This is a genomic window from Micromonospora sp. CA-249363 (genome assembly GCF_050950185.1).
Taxonomy (GTDB): Bacteria; Actinomycetota; Actinomycetes; order Mycobacteriales; family Micromonosporaceae; genus Micromonospora.
Map to the genome: position 1 here is coordinate 2,244,964 of NZ_CP192020.1, position 25,759 is coordinate 2,270,722.

The following is a 25,759-nucleotide window of genomic DNA, read 5'->3' on the forward strand; positions in this document are numbered from 1 at the left end:
TCAAGCTTTTGACGGCTAATGCCGGTGTTACTGTACGCACCGATTCGATTACCGGGCATTCAGGGCGCGCCGTCGGTGGCCCACGGTCGACGATGGAGTCTCAGTGCAGCGAGTCAGTGGGGACGACCACGGTCCGAGCTCTCCACCGGTGCGCGCACGGCCGGTCGTCGTGCAGCACTCGGCCGGCACGCCCGGCGCCAACGGGCCACTGACCGCCGTGGGGCGCGTGCTGGATTCCACGCTCAGCGACCGGTACGAGTTCGTCCGCATGCACCAGACCGGTGGCAACGGCGGCCTCAACGTGCCGTTGTTGCGCGAATGGGTCCGGCTCCTGCGGCGGGTGCGCCCCGACCTGGTGCACGTCCGGGGCCTGCAGAACGAGGGCTTTCATGGCGTGCTCGCCGCCCGACTGGCCGGCTGTCCCAGAATCCTGGTCACCGTGCACGGCACCGTGCGGGATCTGAGACACACCGGCCGCAGCTGGCGTAGGGCGCTCTTGGCCGGTGGTGCGGAACCGGCCACTCTGCGGATGGCCAGCCACGTCGCCACGGTGTGCGAGTACGCCGCCGGCCGGGATTTCGTGCGGGCGCAGGCGCACAAGTTCGTCGGCGTGATCCCCAACGGGGTCCCACTCCCGGTCGACGTCGGGGCGGCGCGGAGCAGTCGACGTGCCGCCCTCGGCCTGGGCCACGAGGACGTGGCCATGATCGCGGTAGCGCGGCTGAACTGGGACAAGGGCTTCGGGGTGCTGGCGGACGCGCTGCGGCGACTGCCGCCACGACCGGGCCGCCGGGTGCTGCTGGTCGCCGGCGACGGACCGGACCGTGCGGGCATCGCCGAAGCCCTGGCCGATGTCCACGGCACCGAGGTGCTGCTGCTCGGCAATCGGCTCGACGTGCCGGACCTCCTCTCGGCCGCCGACGTCTTCGTCTTTCCCACCCTGCACGAGAACCTGTCCAACGCCCTGCTGGAGGCGATGGCCCACGCGCTACCCGTCGTGGCCTCCGCCGTCGGCGGCAACGTCGAGGTGCTTCGCCAGGGCGGCGGTCACCTCGTGCCGCCGGGAGACCCGGCCGCATTCGCCGCTGCCCTCGAGCCGTTGCTCGACGACGCCGCCGAACGTCGGCACCTGGGGGAGACGGGCCGCAAGGTGGTGCACGACGGCTACAGCCTGCCGGTCATGCTCCGGTCTCTCGACGGCGTCTACCAGCGCATCCTGGAGGAGGAGGCGTGACCGACGAGCAGTCTCCCCGCGTGCTGCTGCTCGGCTTCACGGTCGCCGACGACGTGTTCCGCGAGATCGTGGCGCGAGACGTCGTCCTACCCACGCAGACGCACACGTTCGCCTGGGGCCTGGTGCGGAGCCTGCGCGCGGCGGGCTGTCCGGTACGTCTGCTCTCGGCGGCGCCCGCGTCGACGTTCCCGCGCAACCGGCAGATCCGCTTCCGGTCGGGGCGGTTCCAGCAGGACGGCGTGCACGGGGAGCTGCTCGGCTTCGTCAATCTCCTCGGCCTGAAGCACCTGACCCGGTTCGTGTCCGCCGTGCGCGCAGGGTCGCGGACGTTGCGTCGACACGGCGACGACGTCCTGCTCATCCACGGCGTCCACACGCCGTTCCTGTGGTTCGGCGTCCTGGTCGCGTGGCGAGGCGCGGCACGGGTGGTGCCGGTGCTGACCGACCCCCCCGGTGTGGTTCTCCCCGATGACGGGCGGATCGTCCGCGCGCTGCGCCGGCTGGACCACGCGTTGGTCCGCATGGCGCTGCGCCGCTCCTCCGGGGTCGTGGTGCTCACCGCGGCGCTCGGCGAGGACTTCGCACCGTCGATTCCCCGCCTGGTCATGGAGGGGATCTGTGATCCACCCGCCGCCGGGGCGTCACCCGGCGGCCTCGACGCCTCCCCTCCCAGGTCAGACACCGCCACCCGCGACATCGTCTACGCGGGTGGGCTGACCCGCGCGTACGGTGTCGACCGTCTCGTCGAGGCGTTTCGCGGTATGGCCGACCCGGATCTGCGTCTGCTGCTGTTCGGGCGGGGAGAGCTGGAGGAGTGGTCGCGGACGCAGGCGGAGGCCGACCCTCGGATCTCCCCGCCGGAGCTGCTGGACCGCGCCGCGCTGGTGCAGCGCCTCGCCCGCGCGTCGGTGCTGGTGAACCCGCGGCCGGTGGATCAGTCGTTCGTCCGCTACTCGTTTCCGTCGAAGCTCATCGAGTACCTGTCCACCGGCGTTCCCGTGGCGACCACACGGTTGCCGGGCATTCCGCCCGACTACGAGCCGTACCTGCGCTTTGCCGAGACGGACACGGTCGATGGGCTGCGCGAAGCCCTGCGGCTGCTGCTGGCGATGCCTCCCGACCAGAGAGCCGTTCTCGGCGCGGCCGGTGCCGCTTTCGTACGGGAGACCCGTGGTCCGGCAGCGCAGGGCCGACGCATCCGGTCGTTCCTGGCCGGCCTGTCGGTCGCCCGATCAGGGGATGTGCACACCGCCGAGCAGGGGCGCGGGTCGCCGCTGCACCTCGGGCGGCCTTGAATCGCCCGCGCTGTTCGTCAGGGCGTTCCACGTGTACAGCATCAGCAGGGTGACGAGACCGATCATCCCCGGGCGTGACATGCCGAGCTGATTGTTCGCCGGGATGTAGGTGACGAGCAGGCACATCTGCACGAAGAGCAGGGTCGGCAGGATGCCGCCGGCGAGGTTCACCTGGCGCCAGAGCCCGGCGAAGAACCAGCCCAGCAACGCCATGAACAGGACGGTCCCCGGGAACGTGAGGTCGGAGGCGAGCCAGGGATAGATCGTTGCCCAGTACAGACCCGCCGGCCATCCCGTCCGGGCCTCGGTACGCGTCGGATAGGCCGGATACCGGTCGGCGTCGACCCCGAAGTACTGGGTGCCGTACGAGGTCACCGCCGGAGTGCTGCCGAGGCCGTGCGACCAGACGAACGGTGTGTCGAGGTTGTACGCGAGACCGAGATAGCCATGGGTCGGATAGATCATCACAGCGGCCACTCCGGTCGCCGCATGCTCGCCGACGATGCGCTCCACTGTCGGGTTGGCACGGACACGGTCGTGGGTGCCGAACTGGTCCACCCGATCGGCCTGGTTGCTGACCAGATAGGCGCAGAAGAGGGCCACGACGACCGCCACCAGCACTGTCGCGCGTCGACGCTTCTTTGTCCGGCCGAGCCGGCCCGGCCCACGCGATGCGGCGATGAGCAGGCTGGCCGCCATCATCAGCACGAAGTCGCCGAGCCCTTTGAGGGTGCCGATGTAGAGGAAGAAGAGGCTGTAGACACCGACGCCCGCGAGTCCGACCAGCCGTAGGCCACTCGTCAGCCGTCGCCAGTGGACGACGAGCAGCGGAACGAGCGCCGTACCCAGCACGCCGAGCAGAGTGAGAACCTGGATGGCCGGGTTCGCGCGCCCGCTGTCCTGCTGCTGCTGATAGACCGTGAACTTGTTGAGGTAGGCCGCCGCGGGGTCCTGCAGACTGGCGAGGATGCTGCCGGGGCCGGTCGCCCCGTATTCGAGCAGCAGGGCCACACCGAGCGCGACATGGTAGATCCCGCCGGCCAGAACGAGCCTGCGGATCCGCCGGATGTCGGTCGACCGCGTCGCGCCGCCCGATCGTCGAGGTGTGCTGCGGCGGTAGAGCTGCGCGGCGTAACCGGCGGCAAAGGCGCCGGTGGCGCTGAATACGAACAGGCACAGCTTGGCGGGGTTCGGGACCTGTTGCGCCAGCGCCCCGGCCCAGAAGAAGCCGAATGTCCCGAGCATCCAGCCTACGGCCAGCAGCAGTGGCAACCAGGCGCGCGACGAATGGCGAAAGGGTCCATGGTGCTGAACCGGCCGCGCCGTCGCCGTCGCGGGGGCGTTCCAACGTGTGGCGCTCGGTGCTGTCGTGGTCATCCGGCTGGTGCTCCCGCGTCAGTTCCCGATCCGCCGGGTGCCTCCCGGCGGGGGTGGTTCCACTCGTCCCCGATCTGGTCCGCCGGGTTGCACTGGCGCACCCAGAGGCCTGTGGCCGTGCGCGCAGGTCACGTCGCGGGGCGGGGCATGCCCGATGGCGGTGTCACAAGTGCTCAGGGTTTTATATCAGTGGCCGACCGGATATCGGACGCCTTTCACGAATGCCAGCCGCGCGCGTCCACGGGTGGCCGTCCGCAGCATGCGAACGCGATTCGACTCGCGTTTCCACCGTGACAAGTGAGCGATTCACATTGGACCAGCTGACCATTGCGTCGCTGGTCATGCTTTACGGGCGAATCGTGAGGGAGAGCGTATCTGTGCAGGTCGCCTCTCGTTGTCCCGGATGCTGAAACTGGCCGATTTGGCCCTTGCTCCGGACGGGTGCGCGGGCGCCCCGTGACTCTCTCGTCGAGTCGTCGGGTTGCGGACCGGCGCAGCGACGACACGGGAGAATCAATGAATTTCGCAACCACCGGACGCCGCGTTCTCATCACCGGCGGTACGGGTTCCTTCGGCCAGACCATGGTGCGCCGGCTGCTCGACCGTGGTGCCGGCGAGGTCCGGGTGTTCAGCCGGGACGAGGCCAAGCAGGACGCCATGCGTCGGCTGCTCGGCGACGAGCGGGTCCGCTACTACGTCGGGGACGTGCGCGACTACGACTCGGTGCTCAAGGCCAGCCGGGGAATCGATTACGTCTTCCACGCCGCCGCCCTCAAGCAGGTGCCGTCGTGTGAGTTCTTCCCGCTGGAGGCCGTCCGGACCAATGTGCTGGGCAGCGCCAACGTCATCGAGGCCGCCGAGCGCAACGGCGTCGGGTCGGTCGTCGTGCTCAGCACGGACAAGGCCGTCTTCCCGGTCAACGCGATGGGCATGAGCAAGGCCCTCATGGAGAAGGTCGCCCAGGCGCACGCCCGGAACAACCCGAACAGCTCGACCACGGTCTCCTGCGTCCGGTACGGCAACGTCATGTACTCGCGCGGATCGGTGATCCCCCTGTTCGTCGAACAGATCAAGGCCGGCCGGGCGCCGACCGTGACCGACGCGGGAATGACCCGGTTCCTGATGTCGCTCGCCGACTCGGTCGAGCTGGTCGAGCACGCGTTCCACCACGCCCGGCCCGGCGACATCTTCATCCGCAAGGCCGCCGCCTGCACGGTCGGCGACCTGGCCGAGGCGGTCTGCCAGCTCTTCGACGTGCCCGCCAAGCTCGACGTGATCGGCGTGCGACACGGAGAGAAGCAGGCCGAGACGCTGGCCAGCCGGGAGGAACTTGCCCAGGCCGAGGACTTCGGCGACTTCCTCCGGGTGCCGTTGGACGCCCGCGACCTCAACTACGCGCTGTACGTCTCCGAGGGCGATCTCGGCGGCGGGCCGAGCGAGGACTTCAACTCCTCCAACGCGCCGCAGCTCGGCGTTCCCGAGATCATCGCGTTGTTGAAGACGCTGCCCGAGATACGCGCGGAGCTGGCGCTGCGGGATCCGGTGCTGGCGTGCTGAGGCTCGCCGTCACCGGCGCCGGAGGGTTCCTCGGCTGGCACGTGCGGGTGCTGCTGCGGGCGCTGCACTGGCCGGAGCCGGTCGTGCTCACCCGGGCCGACCTCACCGAACCCGATGTGGTCGCCGCCAAGGTGGCCGGGGTCGACCGGGTGCTGCACCTGGCCGGCGTCAACCGGGGCGAGCCGGCCGATGTCGCGGCCGGGAACGTGCAACTCGCCGCGCAGCTCGCCGACGGCCTCAAGAGATGCGCGAACCCGCCGGCACGGGTGGTCTACGCGAACTCGGTGCAGGCCGGCAACGGCACCCCGTACGGCGACGCCAAGGCCACGGCCGCGCGGGTGCTGGCGGCCACCGGCATCGAGGTCGACGACGTGTTGCTGCCGAACCTGTACGGCGAGCACGGGCGTCCGTACTACAACTCGGCCGTGGCGACGTTCTGCCGGGTGCTCGCCGAGGGCGGCCGGCCGGAGGTGCACGCCGACCGCGAGCTGAGCCTCGTGCACGTCACCGACGCGGCCGCCCGGCTCATCGGTGTGCCGGCCGGCGGCTCGTGGGATCCGGCCATGCCGCCGGTGAAGATCGGCGTGCAGGCTCTGGCCAGCCTGCTCACCGGCATGGCCGCGACGTACCGGACCGGGGAGTTTCCGTCCCTGGTGAGCCGGCACGACGTGCGGCTGTTCAACACCTACCGGTCGCACTGCTTCCCGGCGCACTACCCGATCGCGCTGCCGCGCCGGGCCGATGCCCGGGGCGAACTGGTCGAGACGGTCAAGGCGCACGGCGGCGCCGGCCAGACGTTCTGCTCCACCACCCGCCCCGGCATCACCCGAGGTGAGCACTTCCACCTGGCGAAGGTGGAACGGTTCGTGGTGCTGCGCGGCGCGGCCGAGATCAGTCTGCGCCGGGTGGACGACACCGAGGTGCTGCGGTTCCCGGTCAGCGGCGACGAGCCGGTGCTGGTGGACATGCCCACGATGTGGGTGCACAAGCTGGTCAACACCGGCTCGGACGATCTCGTGACGATGTTCTGGACCAACGAGCTGTTCGACCCGGACCGACCGGACACCTGGCCCGAGCCGGTGGAGGCGCTCCGCACGGCGCCGGTGGCGGTCGGCGCGTGAGGGTTGGCCTGATCAGCCAGTGGTATCCCCCCGAGGGTGCGTTCATCCCGGGCAACCTGGCGAGCGGGCTCGCCGAGCGGGGCCACCAGGTCCGGGTGCTCACCACCTTTCCGAGCTATCCGTACGGCCGGACCTATCCCGGGTGGCGGCAGAGGTGGGGGTACCGGGAGACCGAGGGGCGGGTGGCGGTCCGGCGGGTGCCGGCCTATCCGAGTCATGACGCCTCGGCCCTGCGGCGGGCGTTGAGCCTCTTGTCCTTCGGTGCCAGCAGCGCGCTGCCCGGGGCGCGGTGGCTCGCCGACGTCGACGTCACGTACGTGTACCACCCGCCGCCCACGGCCATCGCCGCCGCGGCGCTGCTGCGCGCCTTCCGGCAGACACCGATCGTGCTGCACGTGCAGGATCTGTGGCCCGACTCGGTGACGCATTCCGGCATGGCGCCCACCGGCCGGGCAGGTCGCTCGCTGGAGTCGGCCGTCGGCGCTCTGATGCGTGCGACGTACCGGCTGGCGGACACCATCGTGGTGATCTCGCCGACGATGGCCGAGCGGGTGGTGGCGGGAGGCGCCGACCCGGACCGCGTCCGCGTGGTCTGGAACTGGACCGATGACGCCCTGTTCCGGCCGGTGCCGGTCACCGCCGAGGCCCGTGCGGTTTTGGGCCACCGCGGGCGGTGCACCGTCATGTTCGCCGGCAACCTGGGGCTCCTCCAGGGTCTGGAAACGGCCATCCGGGCGACGGCCGCCGTCCGGGACCGGCTGGACCTGGTGCTGGTCGGCTCCGGCGCGGGCGAGGACGCGGCCCGTCGACTCGCGGCCGATTTGGGTGCCGACAATGTGCGGTTCGTCGGTCGGCACCCGCCCGATCAGATGGCGGAGCTGTCCGCGGCGGCGGACTGGCAGTTGGTGTGCCTGCGTGACGTGCCAGCCCTGCGGGCCGCCGTCCCGTCGAAGCTCCAGGCCGCGTTGGCCTGCGGGATGCCCGTGGTCGCCGCGGCGGGCGGCGACACGGCGGCCCTCGTCCGTTCGGCCGGGCTCGGTCTCGTCTGCCCGCCGGAGGACTGGCGGGCGCTCGCCGACCAGTTCGCGGCGGCGGCCGACCTGCCCACCGACGCCCGGCGCGAGATGGGCCGCCGGGCGCGACAGGTCTACCAGGAGCGGATGTCGCTGCGGGTGGGCGTCGACCAGTTCGAGGACATTTTGACCAAGGTGGCTGCGCAGAGGGGACGGGCATGACCAGGATCATGACGGTGGTCGGCACTCGACCGGAGATCATTCGGCTGTCCCGGGTGCTCGCCCGGCTCGACGACACGGTCGACCACGTTCTGGTCCACACCGGCCAGAACTGGGACCCGACGTTGTCCGACGTGTTCTTCACCGAGCTGCGGCTGCGCCAGCCCGACCGGTTCCTGGAGGTCGACACCTCGTCGCTGGGCCGGGTTCTCGGAGGGGTGCTGGTCGGCATGGAGCAGGCGATCGCCGAGCTGCGGCCGGACGCGCTGCTGGTGCTGGGCGACACCAACAGTTGCATCGCCGCGTTGATGGCGCGGCGGATGCGGGTGCCCGTATATCACATGGAGGCCGGGAACCGCTGCTTCGACCTGAACGTGCCGGAGGAGACGAACCGCCGGCTGGTCGACCACGTGGCTGACTTCAACCTGGTCTACACCGAACACGCCCGTCGCAATCTGCTCGCCGAGGGCCTGCACCCGCGCCGCATCCTGCACACCGGGTCCCCGATGCGCGAGGTGCTGGAGCACTACCGGGCGTCGATCGCCAACTCGACCATCCTCCGGCAGTTGGAGCTGGAGCCGGGCGGGTACTTCCTGGTCAGCGCGCACCGCGAGGAGAACGTGGACCGTCCCGACCGGCTCGGCCGGCTGTTGGACTGCCTGGTGGCGGTGCGCGACAGGTGGAGCCTGCCGGTGCTGGTCTCCACCCACCCGCGCACCCGCAAACGGCTGGAGGCGCTGGCGCCGGATGCCACCGCGCTGGACGGTATCGCCTTCCACGAGCCGTTCGGCCTGCTCGACTACGTGCACCTGCAGACCAGGGCGTACTGCACCCTGTCGGACAGCGGGACGGTCAGCGAGGAGGCGGCCATCCTCGGCTTCCCCGCCGTGACGCTGCGCGAGTCGATCGAACGGCCGGAGGCGCTGGACGCCGGCGGCATCATCATGACCGGTCTCGACCCGCAGGGCGTGGTCGAGGCGGTCGAGGTGACCGTGGCCCAGGTCGCCGCGCAGGGCGTCCCCTGCCCGGTCGACTACCAGGTGCCGGACACCTCCCGGCGGGTCGTCGACTTCATCCTCTCCACCGTCCGCCGGCACCACGACTGGGCGGGCATCCGCCGCTGAACCACCCGGCGCTCACCTGGACAGCAGACAGGGCCGGCCACCGCGATCCGCGGTGGCCGGCCCTGTGGCCGTCGTCAGCGTGACTGCAGCGGTACGCCCAGCGGACCGTTCACGACGGAGACCGTCGGCGGGGCGCAGAGCAGGGCGAGCTGCTCGACGACCTTCGCCGGCTCGGCGTACGGGTCGAGCCCGCGCACCTCCATCGGGTCCAGCGCGGGCACCGTCACGTGTGACACCAGCGGATGCAGCGGGCGGGTGTCGACCTCGCCGGCCCCGAGCAGGTCCTCGTGCAGCTTCTCGCCCGGCCGTAGGCCGGTGTACACGATCGGGACGCTGCTGGTGGCATGGTCGGCCATCTGCCGGGCCAGGTCGGCGATCCGCACCGGCTCACCCATGTCCAGCACCAGAGCCTCCCCGTTCCGACCGATCTCCGCGGCCTGCAGGACCAGATGGACGGCCTCCTGGACGGTCATGAGATAGCGGGTCACGTCCGGATGGGTGACGGTCAGCGGGTTGCCGGCCTCGATCTGCCGTTGGAACGCCGTCACCACCGAGCCCCGGCTGCTCAACACGTTGCCGAACCGAACGCTGAGGAACGTGCCCGGGAACCGTGACGCGGCGTGTGCGGTCAGCAGCTCGGTGATCCGCTTCGAGTAACCGAGGACACTGATCGGATTGGCCGCCTTGTCCGTGGAGATGTTCACGAACTTGGCCACGTCCCGGCAGGCGTCGAGCACCGACAGGGTGCCCCAGACGTTCGTCTTGACCGCCTCGCCGGGATGCCGCTGGAGCAGGGTGAGGTGCTTGAGCGCCGCCGCGTGGAAGATGACGTCCGGCCGGCGCTCGCGGATGACGCGGCGGATGCCCTCGTCGTCGCGAAGGTCGGCGAGGATCAGCTCCGGGCCGTCGAGCAGGGCGCGCCCGGCCAGCGACATCTGGAGGCTGTGCAGGGCCGTCTCGTCGCGGTCCAGCATCATCACCTCGCCCGGATCGGCCTTCATGACCTGTCGGCACAGTTCCGAGCCGATCGAGCCGCCCGCGCCGGTGATCAGGATCCGCAGGCCGGTCAGGCTGTTGCCGCTCAGCGGCAGGTCGGCGACGACCTGGCGACGGCCGAGCAGGTCACTGATCTGCACGTCGCGGACGTCGGTGACGGTGATCCGGTGGTCCACCAGGTCCCGGACGGGCGGCAGCACCTTGAAGGCGGCGCCCGTCTCGAGGGTCGCCTCGCGGATCTGACGGATCAGGGCGGCGTCGGCGTTGGCGACCGAGAAGATCACGGCGCCGGCGCCGGTGCGTCGGACGGCGGTGCCGACGTCGTGTCGACCGCCCAGCACCCGTACTCCGCCAACGCGGAGGTCGCGCTTCTCCGGATCGTCGTCCAGCGCGCCGACCGGCAGGTACCGTCCGCGCGGATCGCCGAGCATGGCCCGCAGCAGGCCCTGACCCGCGTCGCCCATGCCGAACAGGAGCACCGGCGTCGCCGAGTGCACGTCGGGGCGCATGGCGAGATCGTGGCGGTGCCGGTAGGCGAACCGCGCGGCGAGCATGAACAGCACGGCCAGGGCACCGCCGATGAGGGGGGTGCTGGCGGGTACCGGTCGCTCGGCGAGTGGCAACAGACCCACCGTCAGGATGCTCGCGATCATGATCGCCGTGCTGGCGACGTGCTGGACCTCGTGGAGGCTGCCGACGGGGTGCCGACCCGAGCGGAGCCGCCGCACCGGAACCAACCCCGCGTGCAGGACCGCCGCGAGGCCGCCGAGGGTCACCGCGCGCGTCAGTTGGCCCGTGGTGAGGGTGAACTCGTAACGCGCCCAGGTGGCCAGCACAACTCCGACGATCCAGGCGCCGGCGTCCGTGCCGAGGAGCACACACGCCCGAGGCACCGCCCCCCATCGCGCTCCGGCCCTTTCCGAGCGTCGTTCTCTTTCGATGTGCCGCTGCGGCATGTGTGTCCTCGTCCCAATCGTTCGGCCGCCAGGACCGGCGGCGGCTTTTACGCCTTATGTAGTGATACCTCCTATTTATTGATCACTTGTCTTTTTCACGTACCGCCTCGCCGAGCGCTCTGCTCAGCTCCTGAGCTCGACCGGACGGGACATCCGGGCGAATCGAGCGAAGCCGCCAGCAGTTCCGGCCTCGGCTGTCGTGCCGATCCGACAGCAGCGGGTGATCGGCAGGACCTGGGCCAGTGCGGCGGCGAGACCAGGGCCGGGCGCCTCCGCGGTGAGACGCAGGGACGTGCCGACGACGCGGACGCTCGCCGTTCCGGTCGCCCAACCGATCCGAAGATCGCCGAAGCCGTACGCCGCGTGGTGCGCCGCGAACGACGGCCAGTCGAGCAGGCGGACGGCGGGTTCGGGAGCCACTGGATCGAGTCGTACCTCGGTCCACTGCGCGTACGACTCGTCGGTGAAGCCGCGTCGCTCGTAGAGGCGGCGCGCCCGTGGGTTGCCCAACGACACGTCCAGCGCGAGATCGGCGCACCCGAGCTGGCGGGCCAGGTCGTATCCGTCGTCAAGCAGCAGCCCGCCCCACCCGCGTCCCCGCTGCCCTGCGGCGACCGCGATGCCATTGAGGAAGAGCCGTCCACCGATCACCCGCCAGTCGGCGACCGCCGGTATGCCGGAGGAGTCGCGGACGTAGCGGAGCACGACCGTCCGGAGGTCGCCGGGCGGGGCGACGGCGGCGCCGAGGAAGGCGGCGAAGGTGGCCGAGTGGTACGGCGTCAGACCCGCGCACTCGGCGGGTATGGACTGGCGGAGCAGTTCCACGATCCCGTCGAGGTGAGGATCGGCCGGCTCGTCGACGGTGGCGACGCCGAACCGCGGCACCAGGACGGTCACGTCAGCATCCGCTCCCGGTCGAGGTCGAGCATCTGCGCCGACGGATCCGCCGCGACGCCGGCGCCGGCGAGGACCGCGCGGACGGTGCGGCCGATGATCCGCAGTTCCAGCCCGAGCGACCAGTTGGTGACGTAGACGACGTCCAGTTCGAGACGCTCGTTCCAGGCGAGCCCGTTACGTCCGTGGATCTGCGCCAGCCCGGTGATCCCGGGGAGCACCTCGAAGCGCAGCCGCTCCCGGTCGGTGTAGAACGGGTCGTACCGGGGCAGCAGCGGACGTGGCCCGACCAGGCTCAGCTCACCCTTGAGCACGTTGATGAGCTGGGGCAGCTCGTCGATGCTCGCCCGCCGCAGCAGCAGACCGATGCCCTTGCACCGCTCTCCGTCCGGCAGGAGTACGCCGTGCGCGTCGCGTTCGTCGGTCATGGTGCGCAGCTTGTAGACGGTGAACCGGCGGCCCGCCCGACCGGTCCGTTCCTGACGGAACAGGACCGGCCCGCCCAGCCGCAGCCGGATCAGGATCGCGGCGACGGCCAGTACCGGGGAGAGCGCGACCAGGACGCTCAGGCTCACCACGACGTCGATGAGCCGTTTGATCCGACGTTGCGTGTCGAGTGTCGCTCCGCTCATGCGACACCCGCCCGGTACGCCGGGAAGTAGCCGCTGGATTCCAGGTCCTCGGCCGTGCGGCCCAGCCGTCGGGCCTGCGCGGCGACCAGCTCCCGGTAGCGGTCCGGCGCGATGACGGCGGAGCCCGTCCAGAACGGGGTGCGGGCGCCGCCGAAGGAGCGCTTGAACTGGAAGAGCCCATCGTCGGCACGGACGCCGCCGCCGAGGTGGACCAGCCGGCACCCGTGCTCCGCGGCCCAATCCAGGATGCTCCAGACCAGCAGGTTGTTGGCGCCGGCGCGCGCGGCGAGCGGGTCGGATCCGGCCAGGTGGTAGTGGACCCGGTCCCGGTGCCGCAGCACGAGGGCGGCGGCCACGACTTCGGCGTCCGGGTCGCGGATCTCCGCGATGGACAGCGCCTTGTCCAGCCCGGCGGCCAGGTCGCGGTAGTAGCGGTCCGGGAACAGATACCAGGGCTGGCTGCCCAGTCGGACCATTGTCGACTCGTAGAGCCGGCGGAAGGGCGCGCCGGGAAGCAGGTCGTCCGACCGGGCGGGACGGACGGCGCCGGTCAGGCCACTCCGGCGAGCCTTGCGGATGGCGGTGCGGGATCGGCCCTCCATGCCGTTCCACACCTCGTCCGGCCCGTGCGACACGTCGACGGTGACGGTGTCGGCCCGGCGGGTCAGCTCGACGGAGCCGAGCCCACGGACCGCCTCGACCGAGGTGGGATCCAGCGGCGAGAAGCGGAGGAAGAGCGCGACGACCCCGGAGTCCCGCCAGTGGGCAACCGCACGGGACCAGAAGCGGGCCAGGTCCGCGGGGGTGCAGCCGGTGTCGACGTGCAGACCCGAATAGCCGTACGGGCTCGCCGCGTCGGCGTCGGTGTCGCTGACCGGCCGCAGTACCTGGGGCAGCATGAGCCGGTCGTGCTCGTGGATGATCTGCCAGCTGCCCGATTCGGTCTCGGCGGCCGCCCGGCCGTAGCCGGCGGTGAAGTAGATGTCCGGGCAGGAGGCGTCCAGCAGGGCGGCCGGGGCGCCGGGGCCGGTCACCGCGAATCCGTCGGTCATCGGCGGCTCAGGAACTCGTCGATGGCCCGGCGGACCCGCTCGCCCTCGTGCTCGGGCATCGCCGAGCCGCTGGGCAGGGTGAGGCCGGTGGCGAAGAGCCGTTCCGCCGCGCCGGTGAGCACGGTCTCCGCTCCGGCGTGCACCGGTTGCAGGTGCATCGGCTTCCACACCGGACGCGTCTCGATGTCCTGAGCGGCGAGGTGGGCGGCCAGCTCGCCGGGCCGCCACCCGGCTATCTCCGGCTCCACCACGATGGTGGTCAGCCAGCAGTTGGCACCGGGATCGGCGTCGCCGAGCAGTCGAACCCCCGGGCACGCGGCGAACAGTTTGGCGTACTGGTCGCGCAACTCGTGGCGGCGGCGGATCATGCCGTCCAGCCGGGACAGCTGCGCCCTCCCGATCGCGGCCAGCACGTTGCTCAACCGGTAGTTGTAGCCGATGTCGGTGTGTTCGTAGTGCGCGACGGGCTGTCGTGCCTGCGTCGCCAGGTACCGCGCGCGGGCCGCGAGCTCGGCGTCGTCGGTGAGCAGCATGCCGCCGCCCGACGTGGTCATGATCTTGTTGCCGTTGAAGGACAGCACGCCGGCGCGGCCGAACGACCCGGCCGCCCGGCCGGAGCGGGTGGCGCCGAGCGCCTCGGCGGCGTCCTCGATGACCGGGTATCCGGCTCGCTCGCACACCGGAAGCAGGCGGTCGTAGTCGGCGCAGACGCCGAACATGTCCACCGGTACGACCGCCGCCACCCGTCGTTGCTCGGCGGCGAGCCGGTCGAGCAACGACTCGAGCAGGTCCACGTCGATGTTGCCGGTCGTCGGGTCGCAGTCCACGAAGATCGGCTCGGCGCCGGTGTAGATGGCGGCGTTGGCGGTGGCCGCGAAGGTCAGGGTCGGCATGACGACCGCCTGCCCGGGGCCGGCGCCGACCCCCAGCAGCGCCAGGTGCAGGGCGGCCGTTCCGGAACTGGTGGCCACGGCGTACGACGTGCCGATCCGCTCCGCCAGCTCGGACTCGAAGGCGTCGACATCGGGACCCAGCGGCGCGACCCACCCGGAGCGGATGGCGGCCAGCGCGTACGACTCCTCAAGCTGACCGACGTCGGGCGGGGAGAGGTAGACCTTGCTCATGCTCGGATGACTCCCGCCGTCGCCGGGCCAAACTGACAAACCGGTTTTACCATCAGTCCAGCTCCCATACCTGCGTATCCGCCATTCGAGGCTGTTTTCGGGATATTCCACTCTTCGTGGGGTGCCGGTCCCGGAAGGCTCTTCACGTCGAGCCCTCGTCAGCGGCGGCTACAGTGCTGCGAGCCGCGCCCACCGGTGGGCTCAACGCGCGAAGGGAGCCTGTGGGTGCTGCATCTGAGGGTGATCGCTCCGAAGGACCAGTCCGAGGCGGTGGCCGACCTGCTGGCCGCCGACCCCGGCGTGACCCACCTGGTGGTGCTGCCCGGCGCCGCCCGGCAGCCCCGCGGCGACCTCATCCAGTGCGACGTGGTCCGCGAGAGCGCCGACAGCGTGCTCCAGGGACTTCAGCGTCTCGGTGTGGAGGCACACGGTGGGATCGCCGCCGACGACGTCGAGCTGACCATCTCCGCGGCGGCCGATCGCGCGGCCGAGGACGCGCCCGGTAGCGGGGCCGACGCGGTGGTCTGGGACGAGATCGCCGCGAAGACCGGCGAGCAGACCGAACTGTCCGGCACCTATCTGGTGCTGATCATCGTGGCGACGATGATCGCGGGCATCGGCGTGCTGCTGGACCAGCCGATCCTCATCGTCGGCGCGATGGTGGTCGGCCCCGAGTTCGGCCCGCTCGCCGCGCTCTGCGTGGCGCTGCTGCGCCGCCGCCTCGGAGTGATCGGCCGTTCGGTGCAGGCACTGACGGTCGGCTTCCTGGCGGCCATGGTGGCGACCGTGCTGAGCACCTGGGCGCTGACCGCCGCCGGCCTGGTCAGCAAGGAGATGCTGCTCGCCGATCGACCGCTCACCGACTTCATCTGGCGGCCGGACGCGCTGTCCTGGGTCGTCGGGCTGCTCGCCGGAGTGGCCGGCATGCTCTCGTTGACCTCGAAGAAGTCGGGCAGCCTGGTCGGCGTACTGATCTCGGTCACCACCGTGCCGGCCGCGGCGAACGTGGCCGTCGCCGCCGCCTACGGGGTGTGGGACGAGGCGGGCGGCTCAGCACTTCAGTTGGTGATCAACCTCAGCGCGATCGTCCTGGCCGGCCTGCTCACCCTCATCGTGCAGCAGCTCTGGTGGTGGAACCTGGCTCGTCGGTCCCGTCGTCGAGCAACCGGCTGAGCAGCGTCCGCAACGGAATCGACTCGCCGTCGCGTCCGCCCGCCCCGATGACCAGCGGAGGCGGGCTGGGCTGCGGGTCGACGCCGAACAACCGGGCCCGTGGGCCGCCCGGCACGGTCAGCAGATGGAACCGACCGGCCACGTCCACCGCCCGGGTCTCGGCCCGGTCGACGTACCAACCCCGCAGCCCGGTCCGGTAGCGACCGCGCCCGTCGTAACCCCGCGCGACCAGGCGCGTGGTGGGCAGCCCCCGCCGGGTGGCCTCGGCCACGAACCACGCCACCAGCTCCGCGGCCCGCTCCTGCTCGGCGGCCCGCCGCCGGGCCTCCGCGTCGGCATGCGCCCGCACCGCCCGCTGCTGCCGTTCCCGCCACTTACGGCCGTCGTCCTCACCCACGATCCGACGGTACGCCCCGACCCGTCGCTCTCCTGCGGGCCGGGTGCGGTAGGGCCGTCCTTTGGAGCTGAATCGTTGGCGACATCAAAACTGCGGGTCGCGTGATTCGTTCGTCGCATCAGCTCCAAAGGGGCCAGTACCTAGACGGCGGCCGAAGGCCTCGGACTCCGGCCTGGCCCGTCCCGGCTCGGCCCCGGCCAGCGGCGGCCCAGACCCGGACCCGCCCCCCCGGGCCCGTCCCGGCTGCGGAGCCGGGAGCGGGGGTTCGGGGGATCGGAAGGGCTGAGACCGAAGGGCCGATCAGGCCAGGCCGGCGCGGCGGAGGGCGTCGGCCATCGCGTCGTTGGCGGGTGCCGCGGCAGCGCCGCCCCGGCCCTGCTGCTGGGCGCCGCGGCGGCCCTGACCGCCGCGTCCCCCGGAGCCGCCCTGGCCGCCGCCGGACCCGCCGCGACCGCCCTGGCCGCCGCGACCTCCCTGGGGTCCGCGCTGCGCCGGGCCGCCGCGCCCCTCCTGGCTCGTCCGACCACCACCGGCGGCCGGGGTCTCGTCGTCCAGGCGCAGGGTCAGCGAGATCCGCTTGCGGGGTACGTCCACGTCGAGCACCCGGACCTTGACCACGTCGCCGGACTTCACCACCTCGCGGGGGTCCTTCACGAACGTCCGGGACATCGCCGAGACGTGGACCAGGCCGTCCTGGTGGACCCCGACGTCGACGAACGCGCCGAACGCGGCCACGTTGGTGACCACGCCCTCCAGCACCATGCCCGGCGTCAGGTCGCCGATCTTCTCGACGCCCTCGACAAAGGTGGCGGTACGGAACTCCGGCCGAGGGTCCCGGCCCGGCTTCTCCAGCTCGGCGAGGATGTCGGTGACGGTGGGCAGGCCGAACCGGTCGTCGACGAAGTCGGTGGCCCGCAGCCCGCGCAGGATGGCGCTCCTGCCGATCACCGCGCGCAGGTCCTGCCCGGTGCTGGCGAGGATGCGCCGCACCACCGGGTACGCCTCGGGGTGCACGCTGGAGGAGTCCAGCGGGTCGTCCCCGTCGGGGATCCGCAGGAAGCCGGCGCACTGCTCGAACGCCTTCGGCCCGAGCCGGGCCACCTTCTTCAGCTCGGTACGCGACCGGAACGGCCCGTTGGCGTCCCGGTGCAGCACGATGTTCTCGGCCAGCCCGGCCCCGATCCCGGAGACCCGGGTCAGCAGCGGCGCGGAGGCGGTGTTGACGTCCACCCCGACCGCGTTGACGCAGTCCTCCACGACGGCGTCCAGCGACCGGGAGAGCTTCACCTCGGACAGGTCGTGCTGGTACTGGCCGACACCGATCGAGCGCGGATCGATCTTGACCAGCTCGGCGAGCGGATCCTGGAGACGGCGGGCGATGGAGACCGCGCCGCGCAGCGACACGTCCATCCCGGGCAGCTCCTGCGAGGCGTACGCGGAGGCGGAGTAGACCGACGCGCCGGCCTCGGAGACCATCACCTTGGTCAGGTTGAGCTGCGGGTACCGCTTGATCAGGTCAGCGGCCAGCTTGTCGGTCTCGCGCGAGGCGGTGCCGTTGCCGATCGCCACCAGCTCCACGCCGTGCGCCCCGGCCAGCCGGGCGAGGGTCTCCACCGAGGCGTCCCACTGCCGGCGCGGCTCGTGCGGGTAGATGGTGTCGGTGGCGACCACCTTGCCGGTGGCGTCGACCACGGCCACCTTGACCCCGGTCCGCAGGCCCGGGTCCAGGCCCATCGTCGGCCGCGTGCCCGCCGGGGCCGCGAGCAGCAGGTCGCGCAGGTTGGTGGCGAAGACCCGGACGGCCTCCTCCTCGGCCGCCTGCCACAGCCGCATCCGCAGGTCCGCGCCCAGGTGGATGAGGATGCGGGTACGCCACGCCCAGCGGACCGTGTCGCTCAGCCACCGGTCGGCCGGGCGACCCGCGTCGGACACCCCGAAACGGCCGGCGATCATCGCCTCGTACCTGCTCGGGCCGGTCGGGACGGCGTCGGCCTCGCCGGCCTCCTCGGGCTCCATGGTCAGGTCGAGCACGCCCTCCTTCTCGCCCCGGAACATGGCCAGGATGCGGTGCGAGGGCAGCTTCGGGTACGGCTCGGAGAAGTCGAAGTAGTCGGCGAACTTCGCGCCGGCCGTCTCCTGTCCGTCGCGTACCCGGGAGGCCAGCCGGCCCCGCGACCACATCTGCTCGCGCAGCGTGCCGATGAGGTCGGCGTCCTCGGCGAAGGTCTCGATGAGGATCGCCCGCGCGCCCTCCAGCGCGGCGGCGGCGTCGGCGACACCCTTGTCCGCGTCGACGTATCCGGCGGCCGTCGCCCGAGGGTCCTGGGTGGGGTCGGCCAGCAGCGTCTCGGCCAGCGGCGCGAGGCCGGCCTCGCGGGCGATCTGCGCCCGGGTCCGCCGCTTCGGCTTGTACGGCAGGTAGATGTCCTCCAGCCGCGACTTCGAGTCGGCGGCCATGATCTGCGCTTCCAGGGCCTCGTCCAGCTTGCCCTGGCCGCGGATCGACTCCAGTACGGCCGCCCGCCGCTCGTCCAGCTCCCGCAGGTAGCGCAGGCGCTCCTCCAGGGTGCGCAGCTGGGTGTCGTCGAGCAGGCCGGTGGCCTCCTTGCGGTAGCGGGCGATGAACGGCACGGTGGCGCCGCCGTCGAGCAGCTCCACGGCCGCCCGCACCTGACGCTCGGCCACGCCGAGCTCGTCGGCGATCCGCTGATGAACAGACTGGGTCACGATCTCGATCCGCCTTCGACTCGATCCGCCCTCAAAGAGCGGGTACGCCTGCATTCTGCCGGGCGGCCCCGACAGCCGTCGCCGCGCCCGGCCGGGCCGCGGCGTCGCGCCCACCGAGCCCGTGCCGGGCCGATCCCTCGACCGGCCCCACCGGGCCTGCGCTAGCGTGGCGATCATGGAATCACCTGCGGAGCCGCGCGCCCGGCGGCTCTTCGGCGGCAGCGCCCGGGCCCTCGGCGACCTGACGGCCAACCCGTTCCGCGCCGACCGGGACCGGATCGTCGGCTCGCCGTTCTTCGCCCGGCTCGGTGGGGTCACCCAGGTGATCAGCCCGGTCGGCTCCGGCCTGCTGGTGCACAACCGCCTCACCCACAGCCTCAAGGTCGCCCAGGTGGCCCGGGCCATCGCCGAGCGGTTGACGGCCGACGACAGGTGGCGTGACCTGCTGGACAAGCTCGGCGGCTGTGACCCGGACGTGGTGGAGGCCGCCGCGCTCGCGCACGACCTCGGCCACCCGCCGTTCGGCCACCTGGGGGAGCGGGTGCTCGACCGGCTGGCCCGCCAGCGTCTCGGCCTCGCCGACGGTTTCGAGGGCAACGCGCAGTCGTACCGGATCGTCACGAGCACCGAGATCCGGGGCGCGGCCACCACCGGGTTGGACCTGACCGCCGCGGTCCGTGCGGCGATGCTGAAGTACCCGTGGACGCGGCTGGACTACCCCGACCCCCACCCGCGACTGCTGGAACCGCCACCCCGTGGCGCCACCCCGCCACCGGACGACCCGGAGAGCGGCTCGTTGAAGTTCGGGGCGTACCGGACCGAGCTGGACGACCTGCGGCAGGCCCGCGAGCCGTTCGTCGGCCGCATCCCGGACTGGCAGCAGACCGTCGAGGCGTCCGTGATGGACACCGCCGACGACATCGCGTACGCCATCCACGACGTGGAGGACTTCTACCGCGTCGGGGTGCTCCAGCAGGGCGCGGTGTCCGCCGAGCTGATGGCCTGGCAGCGCGAGAGCGGGCACTTCCGGGCGATCACCGACGCGGCACTGGCCACCTCGGCCCGACGACCCGGCGCGGCCATCGAACGGCTGCGCCGGCAACTGCACCGCAAGGACGCCTGGGTCGCCGACGACGACGCGTTCGCCGCCGCCGTCGAGCACGTCCGCGAGGAGTTGGTGGACGGGCTCCTCGCGATGCCGTTCGACGGCTCGATCGAGGCGGAGCAGTACGTGGCGCGGTTCTCCGCCCGCTGGTCCACGCGCTTCGTCGAGGCCATCACCGTGACCGACCAGCCGTCGGTGCGCTCCGGGTACGTGCTGCTCGGCTGCGCGCAGTGGCACGAGGTGCAGGTGCTCAAGTTCGTCCACCACCGGTTCGTGCTGGCCCGCCCCGACCTGGCCCTGCACCAGCGTGGTCAGGCCCGGCTGCTGGGCACCCTGGTGGAGGCGCTGTGGGAGTGGCTGCTCGACCCGGAGGAGGAGTCCCGCCTGCCCCGCCGGCTGCACGACCTGGTCGAGCTGGCCGAGGCCGAGCTGCACCCGCGTACACCGCACCGGATCGGCCGGGCCCGGGGACGCGCCATCGTGGACTTCGTCGCGCAGCTCACCGACGGCCAGGCGGTCGCCATGCTGGACGCGCTCTCCGGTCGCTCCGGCGCGCTCTGGACCGACGCCTTCGTGCTCTGACCCGGCTCCGGTGAGCCGGGTCGGGCCGCAGACTGCTCAGGCGACGGACTGCCACCATCCGTCGACGGCCGGCGGGTCGTCGACCACCACCCGCTCACCCGGTCGGGGCACGGCGAGTCGCACGTCGCGGGCCTTCGCCTCGGCCCACAGCCGGTTCACCGGCTCCGACCAGTCGTGCAGGGCCAGGTTGAACGTCGCCCAGTGCACCGGGATGAACAGCCCGCCGCGCAGGTCGAGGTGGGCGTCGACCGCCTCCTCGGGGAACATGTGGATCGTCGGCCAGGCCCGGTCGTACGCGCCGATCTGCATCAGCGTCACGTCGAACGGACCGTGTTCGGCGCCGATCGCCGCGTACCCGGCGAAGTAGCCGGAGTCACCGGTGTAGAAGACCTTGCGCCGCGCCCCGGCGACCACCCAGGAACTCCAGAGCGTGCCGTCGCGGCGCAGCCCGCGACCGGAGAAGTGCTGGGCCGCGGTGGCGGTGATCTCCAACCCGTCGACCCGGTGCGACTCGGACCAGTCCAGCTCGATGATCCGCTCGGCGGGCACCCCCCAGCGATCCAGGTGGGCGCCCACGCCGAGCGGCACCACGAACGGCGCCGACTGCCCGGCGACCAGCGCCCGCACGGTGGGCATGTCCAGGTGGTCGTAGTGGTCGTGGGAGATCAGGATGGCGTCGAGCGGGGGCAGCTCGTCCAGGCGTACCGGCGGCTCGTGCAGCCGACGCGGGCCGACCGCGCCGGACGGCGAGCAGCGGTCACTCCACACCGGGTCGAGCAGGACCCGCCGGCCCTCGATCTCGATCAACGCCGAGGCGTGGCCGTACCAGACGATGTTCAGCTCGTCGGCGGTGTCGGCCGCCGGCGACGTGCCAGGCCGCAGCAGCGGCACGGGCGCGCCGGGGCGACGCTTCTGCTTGCCGAAGATCAGTTCCCGGACCAGGTTACGACCTGGTTCGGTGGCGACCATCGTGCGGACGTCGGCCTGGTTGTGGAACGTGCCGTCGCGGAACTGCGGCGAGCGGGCCGCCCGCTCGGCCCGGGCCCCGGCGAGCCGGCCGCCCAGCGCCGCCGGCACATCCCGTGCCATCCAGGCCAGGCCGGCCAGCGCGGCCAGTCCCCCCGTCGCCCACATCCGTCGCCCGAGCGACCCCTGCCCGTCCGCGCGTGCCGTTGGCGTCATCGCCGTCCCTCCGCCGTGTCCCGCACTACACGGTAGTTCCCCCGCGAGCTTCCCGCCCCGGCGGTCGCCCGCACCGGGCCGGTCGTTCCCCGACGACCGGCCCGGAAGCGGAGTCAGCCGCCGTTGCTGGGCCGCTGGGCGGCCGTCCGGTACGTGGCGCCCGTGCCCCCGAGGCGGTCCACCGCGGCGAGGAACTTCGGACCCATGGCGGCCCGCGCCTGCACCGCCGGATGGGTCGCGCCGAAGTTGTCCGGGTCGGCCTGCCCGTCGGCGAAGAGCGCGTAGGTCAGCACCGCGGCGCCGGACCGGTCGAAGATCACCCCGGCCTCGTGCCGGGCGTCGGCGAACCAGCCGGCCTTGGTGGCGATGCGGGCCCGCTCGTCGGAGGACATGGTGCGACGGATGCCGTCGGTGAAGGCCACCGGGGAGCGCAGCAGCCCGAGCAGGTGCGCCGTCGAGGCCGGCGAGAGCAGCGTGCCGGCGACCAGGGCGCGCAGCAGGTCGTGGGTCTCCCGCGGGGTGCTCGTGCCGAGGAAGAACCGGTTCGGGTTGGCGACCGGCTCGACCTGGGTGTTCGGGAAGCCCTTGGCGACCAGGATCGCGTTGATCTCGGCGGCGGGCGCGACCAGCCCGCACAGCCGTACGGCGGTGTCGTCCGAGACGGTCAGCAGGTTCGCCAGCACGTGCCCCAGCGTCACGCTGCTCGGGTACGCGCCGTCCAGGCTGAAGATGCCGTCACCACCCGGCACCACGATCGCCGCGGTCACCTCGACCCGCTGGTCCAGCGTCAGCAGTCCACGGTCGACCTTGTCCAACACGGCCGTGGCGACCGCGATCTTGTTGACGCTGTACGCCTCGATCCGCCGGTCGGCCTCCGCCGCCACCGCGACCACCGGCGCGCCCGCCGGGTCGGCCACGCTGACGTACGCCTGCCAGTTCCCGCCGGCCTCGACGCTGTGGCGGCCGAAGACGGTGGCGACCCGCCGGGCCGCCTGCGCGGGGGTGGTCGGTGCCGCCTCGGCGGCGCTGGCCGGAGTGGCCGCGGCGAGCACCGTGCCGGCGGTGGCCACCGTGCCCAGTCCGAGGGCGGTCCTGCGGTTCAGTCGGATGGTCAATCGTCTCTCCCGTCGTGGGGCGCCGAAGCGCCTGCCGGCCCCCCACGCTAGGCGAGTTGATCTATTCATGATGCCCCCGGAAAAGGTTCCGAACAGTCCCGAACATTCTCACCCGGGCCGTCGGCGCAGCGCGGCGCCGATCGCGCCGCTCGCCGCGTCGCGGAGCTGCGCGGCCGGCCCGGACACCACTCGGCCGAGTTGCCGCAGGTCGGGCAGGTGGCCGCCACGGACCGCCTCGCCGGCCGGGTTCGGCGCGAAGACCGAGCCGTCGTGCGCCTCGACCGGTCGTCCGCTGAGGCCCGCGAGCCGCATCAACGGGCCGACGAGGACGTCGTAGACGCCGGGCAGCGCCGTGAAGCCCGCCCGCAGCAGCACGTTCAGCCGCCCCACCGACACCTCCCGGCGCGGATGGTCCACACAGTCGACGATCGCCCGGGCCACCCGCTGCGGCCCGGCGACCGGCGGTGGCGGACGCCCGACACGACCGAGATAGTTGGCCGCCTGCTGGTAGACCGGTGTGTCCACACTGCCCGGGTTGACCAGGCACAGCCGAATTCCCGGGCTGTCCCGCAGCTCCTGCTGGATCGTTCGGGCCAGCCCCTGCAAACCCCACTTGCTGGCCACGTACGCGCTCATGTAGGGGGCGGTGATGTGCCCGAGCACCGAACCGGTGAGGATCAGGGTGCCGGCTCCGGTCGCCCGGAAGTGCCGCAGCGCCACCCGCGCCGCGCCGGCGGCGGCCAGCAGGTCCGTGCGCACCACCTGGTCGAACACCCGCTCCGGCAGCTCGTCGAAACGCCCGTAGGCCATCACCGCCGCGGTGTGCACCCAGACGTCGATGCGACCGAACCGCTCGATCGCCGCCAGCGCCAACGACTCCAGCGCCCCCGCCTCGGTGACGTCGGTCGCCACGGTCAGGGCCTCGACGTCCGCGCACTCCGCGCGCACCTCGGCGAGGGTCTGCGGCGCGCGGGCCGCGAGCACCAGGCGGTCGCCGCGCTCGGCGAACGCCCGGGCCGTCGCCCGGCCGATCCCGCTGGTCGCGCCCACGACCACCACGACCCGACTCATGGACTCAGGACCACCTTGATGCAGCCGTCCTCCTTCTTCTGGAACATCTCGTACGCGCGCGGCGCGTCGTTCAGCGGCAGCCGGTGGGTACGCAGATCCTCCACCCCCAGCGGGTCGTCGTCGCCGGAGAGCAGCGGCATGATCTCGTCGACCCAGCGGCGCACGTGGCACTGCCCCATCCGCAGTTGGACGCCCCGGTCGAACATCTCCATCATCGGCATCGGGTCGGCCTCGCCGCCGTACACGCCGGAGAGCGAGACGGTGCCGCCGCGACGGACCGCCTTGAGCGCGGCGTGCAGGACGCTCAACCGGTCGACGCCGGCCCGGTCGGTCATCGACTGGGCCAGCTTGTCCGGCAGCAGCCCGACGGCCGCGTGGGCGAGCTTGCCGACCGGCGAGCCGTGCGCCTCCATGCCGACGGCGTCGATGACGGCGTCCGGACCACGCCCGTCGACCAGGTCGATCAGCGCGCCCGGCACGTCGGACAACTCGCGTACGTCGAGCACCTCGATGCCGTGCCGGCGCGCCAGCTCCAGCCGCTCGGGCACCAGGTCCAGCCCGATCACCCGCCCGGCGCCGAGATGGCGGCCGATGCGGGCGCAGAACTGGCCGACCGGGCCCAACCCGAAGACGGCCAGGGTGCCGCCGGGCGGGGTGTCCGCGTACTTCACCGCCTGCCAGGCGGTGGGCAGGATGTCGGAGAGGTAGAGATAGCGCTCGTCCGCGCCGGTCTGCGGGATCTTGATCGGCCCGAAGTGGGCCTGCGGAACACGTAGGTACTCGGCCTGGCCGCCGGGCACCGACCCGTAGAGGGACGTGTAGCCGAACAGCGCCGCGCCCTTGCCCTCGCTGGTCACCTGGGTGGTCTCGCACTGGGCGTAGAGCTGGCGTCGACACATCCAACAGTCGCCGCAGGAGATGTTGAACGGCACCACCACCCGGTCGCCGGGCTTCAGTCCGGTCACCTCCGGGCCGACCTCCTCGACGATCCCCATCGGCTCGTGTCCCAGGATGTCCCCGGGCTTCAGGTACGGCCCCAGCACCTCGTACAGGTGCAGGTCCGACCCGCAGATCGCCGTCGATGTGATCTTGACGATCGCGTCGGTCGGCTCCTCGATCCGAGGGTCGGGCACCTCCTCGACCCGTACGTCCCGCTTGCCCTGCCAGGTCAACGCCTTCATGTCCCGCTGCCCTCCCTCGGTCCTACCCTGACTGCTACCCGGGGAGGGGGAGTTGAACCGGCGCTCCGGCCTTGTCGGTGGTTGCGGTTGGGGCTGGGGGGCGACCGTGCCCGGCTTGTCGGTGGTTGCGGTTGGGGCTGGGGGCGACCGTGCCCGGCTCCGGGCGGTCAGGCTTGATCCCTGCGCCGGGCACGGTCGCCCCCAGCCCAGGCTGGTCGCCGTTCGTCGGTGAGGCTGGAGCGACCGTTCCTGGTGCCTTGACCGACTCGGGTTCCAGGAAGTCGGCGTGTCGTGGGCGCCCGGACTGGCCGACTTCCTGGATACCGAGTCGGTCTTGTCCTGCTGCCGCGTGCAGGGCCCCGAGAAGCGACGAGGGTCGCGAGCGTTGCCCCTCCTGTCCACGGCGCTGCACCGCGTCGGCACGCACGCCGAGGGGCGCGACGGCATGATCGACTCCGTTCCGTCGATGTGGCGGTGTCCGAGCGCTCGGACACCGCCACATCGGCGGAACGGAGTCGATCTTGCGCCCAGGCCAGGCCAGGCCAGGCAGGTCCGGTCGGGCCAGGTCCGGTCGGGCCAGGCCGGACGGTGTCGGGCCAGGACGGTCGTTGCGTTCGCTGGGTGCCCCTGAC

General features: G+C 71.9%; 20 protein-coding genes. 8 read left to right on the forward strand and 12 right to left on the reverse strand.

Features of this window, described 5'->3' with window-relative positions; genetic code table 11:
• Positions 1-148: 148 nt before the first annotated feature.
• Complete coding sequence (locus ACQPZK_RS10315) at positions 149-1,234, forward strand: glycosyltransferase (RefSeq protein WP_433538077.1); 1,086 nt, start codon at positions 149-151, stop codon at positions 1,232-1,234.
• Positions 1,231-2,529, forward strand: a complete 1,299-nt coding sequence (locus ACQPZK_RS10320; RefSeq protein ID WP_433538078.1) for a glycosyltransferase — start codon at positions 1,231-1,233, stop codon at positions 2,527-2,529. Before ACQPZK_RS10315 ends, ACQPZK_RS10320 begins: the two co-directional genes overlap by 4 nt.
• Here the strand turns inward: ACQPZK_RS10320 and ACQPZK_RS10325 are convergent.
• Entirely contained in the window at positions 2,467-3,774 is a 1,308-nt protein-coding gene (locus ACQPZK_RS10325; protein ID WP_433538079.1) for a hypothetical protein, read from the reverse strand. The genes ACQPZK_RS10320 and ACQPZK_RS10325 overlap by 63 nt on opposite strands.
• A gap of 648 nt (positions 3,775-4,422) precedes the next feature.
• Between ACQPZK_RS10325 and ACQPZK_RS10330 the strand changes: the two genes are divergently transcribed.
• From ACQPZK_RS10330 to wecB, 4 genes are read left to right on the forward strand one after another with little or no spacing between them, the layout of a single operon-like run.
• Positions 4,423-5,463: an SDR family NAD(P)-dependent oxidoreductase gene (locus tag ACQPZK_RS10330; protein WP_433538080.1), complete on the forward strand. Its 1,041-nt coding sequence runs from the start codon at positions 4,423-4,425 to the stop codon at positions 5,461-5,463.
• Positions 5,457-6,584, forward strand: a complete 1,128-nt coding sequence (locus tag ACQPZK_RS10335) for an NAD-dependent epimerase/dehydratase family protein (protein ID WP_433538081.1) — start codon at positions 5,457-5,459, stop codon at positions 6,582-6,584. Before ACQPZK_RS10330 ends, ACQPZK_RS10335 begins: the two co-directional genes overlap by 7 nt.
• Entirely contained in the window at positions 6,581-7,819 is a 1,239-nt protein-coding gene (locus ACQPZK_RS10340; protein WP_433538082.1) for a glycosyltransferase family 4 protein, read from the forward strand. Before ACQPZK_RS10335 ends, ACQPZK_RS10340 begins: the two co-directional genes overlap by 4 nt.
• Positions 7,816-8,940 (forward strand): non-hydrolyzing UDP-N-acetylglucosamine 2-epimerase, encoded by a 1,125-nt coding sequence (gene wecB, locus ACQPZK_RS10345; RefSeq protein ID WP_433538083.1) that lies wholly within the window; start codon positions 7,816-7,818, stop codon positions 8,938-8,940. Before ACQPZK_RS10340 ends, wecB begins: the two co-directional genes overlap by 4 nt.
• Positions 8,941-9,014: 74 nt before the next feature.
• Here wecB and ACQPZK_RS10350 read toward each other — a convergent pair whose 3' ends face one another.
• The 5 genes from ACQPZK_RS10350 to ACQPZK_RS10370 all read right to left on the reverse strand — a co-directional run bounded on the left by ACQPZK_RS10350 (position 9,015) and on the right by ACQPZK_RS10370 (position 14,594).
• Positions 9,015-10,829: a polysaccharide biosynthesis protein gene (locus tag ACQPZK_RS10350; RefSeq protein WP_433538084.1), complete on the reverse strand. Its 1,815-nt coding sequence runs from the start codon at positions 10,827-10,829 to the stop codon at positions 9,015-9,017.
• 186 nt (positions 10,830-11,015) lie between these two features.
• Positions 11,016-11,789 (reverse strand): GNAT family N-acetyltransferase, encoded by a 774-nt coding sequence (locus ACQPZK_RS10355; protein WP_433538085.1) that lies wholly within the window; start codon positions 11,787-11,789, stop codon positions 11,016-11,018.
• A complete protein-coding gene (locus ACQPZK_RS10360) occupies positions 11,786-12,418 on the reverse strand; it encodes a sugar transferase (RefSeq protein ID WP_433538086.1) in 633 nt (210 codons plus the stop codon). Before ACQPZK_RS10360 ends, ACQPZK_RS10355 begins: the two co-directional genes overlap by 4 nt.
• A complete protein-coding gene (locus ACQPZK_RS10365; protein WP_433538087.1) occupies positions 12,415-13,470 on the reverse strand; it encodes a lipid II:glycine glycyltransferase FemX in 1,056 nt (351 codons plus the stop codon). Before ACQPZK_RS10365 ends, ACQPZK_RS10360 begins: the two co-directional genes overlap by 4 nt.
• A complete protein-coding gene (locus ACQPZK_RS10370; RefSeq protein WP_433538088.1) occupies positions 13,467-14,594 on the reverse strand; it encodes a DegT/DnrJ/EryC1/StrS family aminotransferase in 1,128 nt (375 codons plus the stop codon). Before ACQPZK_RS10370 ends, ACQPZK_RS10365 begins: the two co-directional genes overlap by 4 nt.
• A 225-nt stretch (positions 14,595-14,819) precedes the next feature.
• Here ACQPZK_RS10370 and ACQPZK_RS10375 point away from each other — a divergent pair, with 225 nt between their 5' ends.
• Positions 14,820-15,767, forward strand: a complete 948-nt coding sequence (locus ACQPZK_RS10375; RefSeq protein WP_433538089.1) for a DUF389 domain-containing protein — start codon at positions 14,820-14,822, stop codon at positions 15,765-15,767.
• Here the strand turns inward: ACQPZK_RS10375 and ACQPZK_RS10380 are convergent.
• Positions 15,703-16,164: a hypothetical protein gene (locus ACQPZK_RS10380; RefSeq protein WP_433538090.1), complete on the reverse strand. Its 462-nt coding sequence runs from the start codon at positions 16,162-16,164 to the stop codon at positions 15,703-15,705. The genes ACQPZK_RS10375 and ACQPZK_RS10380 overlap by 65 nt on opposite strands.
• 300 nt (positions 16,165-16,464) lie before the next feature.
• On the reverse strand, positions 16,465-18,945 hold the full coding sequence (locus tag ACQPZK_RS10385; RefSeq protein ID WP_433539165.1) for a Tex family protein: 2,481 nt from the start codon (positions 18,943-18,945) through the stop codon (positions 16,465-16,467).
• Positions 18,946-19,066: 121 nt separating this feature from the next.
• On the opposite strand from ACQPZK_RS10385, the gene ACQPZK_RS10390 reads away from it, so the two are divergent.
• A complete protein-coding gene (locus ACQPZK_RS10390) occupies positions 19,067-20,578 on the forward strand; it encodes a deoxyguanosinetriphosphate triphosphohydrolase family protein (protein ID WP_433538091.1) in 1,512 nt (503 codons plus the stop codon).
• 36 nt (positions 20,579-20,614) lie between these two features.
• On the opposite strand, the gene ACQPZK_RS10395 is transcribed toward ACQPZK_RS10390, so the two are convergent.
• From ACQPZK_RS10395 to ACQPZK_RS10410, 4 genes are all read right to left on the reverse strand, one after another.
• Complete coding sequence (locus tag ACQPZK_RS10395; protein WP_433539166.1) at positions 20,615-21,712, reverse strand: MBL fold metallo-hydrolase; 1,098 nt, start codon at positions 21,710-21,712, stop codon at positions 20,615-20,617.
• 161 nt (positions 21,713-21,873) lie between these two features.
• On the reverse strand, positions 21,874-22,875 hold the full coding sequence (locus ACQPZK_RS10400; protein ID WP_433538092.1) for a serine hydrolase: 1,002 nt from the start codon (positions 22,873-22,875) through the stop codon (positions 21,874-21,876).
• Positions 22,876-22,983: 108 nt separating this feature from the next.
• Entirely contained in the window at positions 22,984-23,946 is a 963-nt protein-coding gene (locus ACQPZK_RS10405) for an SDR family NAD(P)-dependent oxidoreductase (protein ID WP_433538093.1), read from the reverse strand.
• Positions 23,943-25,127: a zinc-dependent alcohol dehydrogenase gene (locus ACQPZK_RS10410; RefSeq protein WP_433538094.1), complete on the reverse strand. Its 1,185-nt coding sequence runs from the start codon at positions 25,125-25,127 to the stop codon at positions 23,943-23,945. Before ACQPZK_RS10410 ends, ACQPZK_RS10405 begins: the two co-directional genes overlap by 4 nt.
• Positions 25,128-25,759: the final 632 nt, after the last annotated feature.

Excerpts from the sequence above, each read along its gene's own strand:
- ACQPZK_RS10325 (WP_433538079.1), bottom strand. The coding sequence starts at position 3,774 with ATGCTCGGGACATTCGGCTTCTTCTGGGCCGGGGCGCTGGCGCAACAG.
- ACQPZK_RS10330 (WP_433538080.1), top strand. The coding sequence starts at position 4,423 with ATGAATTTCGCAACCACCGGACGCCGCGTTCTCATCACCGGCGGTACG.
- wecB (WP_433538083.1), top strand. The coding sequence starts at position 7,816 with ATGACCAGGATCATGACGGTGGTCGGCACTCGACCGGAGATCATTCGG.
- ACQPZK_RS10360 (WP_433538086.1), bottom strand. The coding sequence starts at position 12,418 with ATGAGCGGAGCGACACTCGACACGCAACGTCGGATCAAACGGCTCATC.
- ACQPZK_RS10365 (WP_433538087.1), bottom strand. The coding sequence starts at position 13,470 with ATGACCGACGGATTCGCGGTGACCGGCCCCGGCGCCCCGGCCGCCCTG.
- ACQPZK_RS10370 (WP_433538088.1), bottom strand. The coding sequence starts at position 14,594 with ATGAGCAAGGTCTACCTCTCCCCGCCCGACGTCGGTCAGCTTGAGGAG.
- ACQPZK_RS10385 (WP_433539165.1), bottom strand. The coding sequence starts at position 18,945 with ATGCAGGCGTACCCGCTCTTTGAGGGCGGATCGAGTCGAAGGCGGATC.
- ACQPZK_RS10390 (WP_433538091.1), top strand. The coding sequence starts at position 19,067 with ATGGAATCACCTGCGGAGCCGCGCGCCCGGCGGCTCTTCGGCGGCAGC.
- ACQPZK_RS10395 (WP_433539166.1), bottom strand. The coding sequence starts at position 21,712 with ATGTGGGCGACGGGGGGACTGGCCGCGCTGGCCGGCCTGGCCTGGATG.
- ACQPZK_RS10405 (WP_433538093.1), bottom strand. The coding sequence starts at position 23,946 with ATGAGTCGGGTCGTGGTGGTCGTGGGCGCGACCAGCGGGATCGGCCGG.
- ACQPZK_RS10410 (WP_433538094.1), bottom strand. The coding sequence starts at position 25,127 with ATGAAGGCGTTGACCTGGCAGGGCAAGCGGGACGTACGGGTCGAGGAG.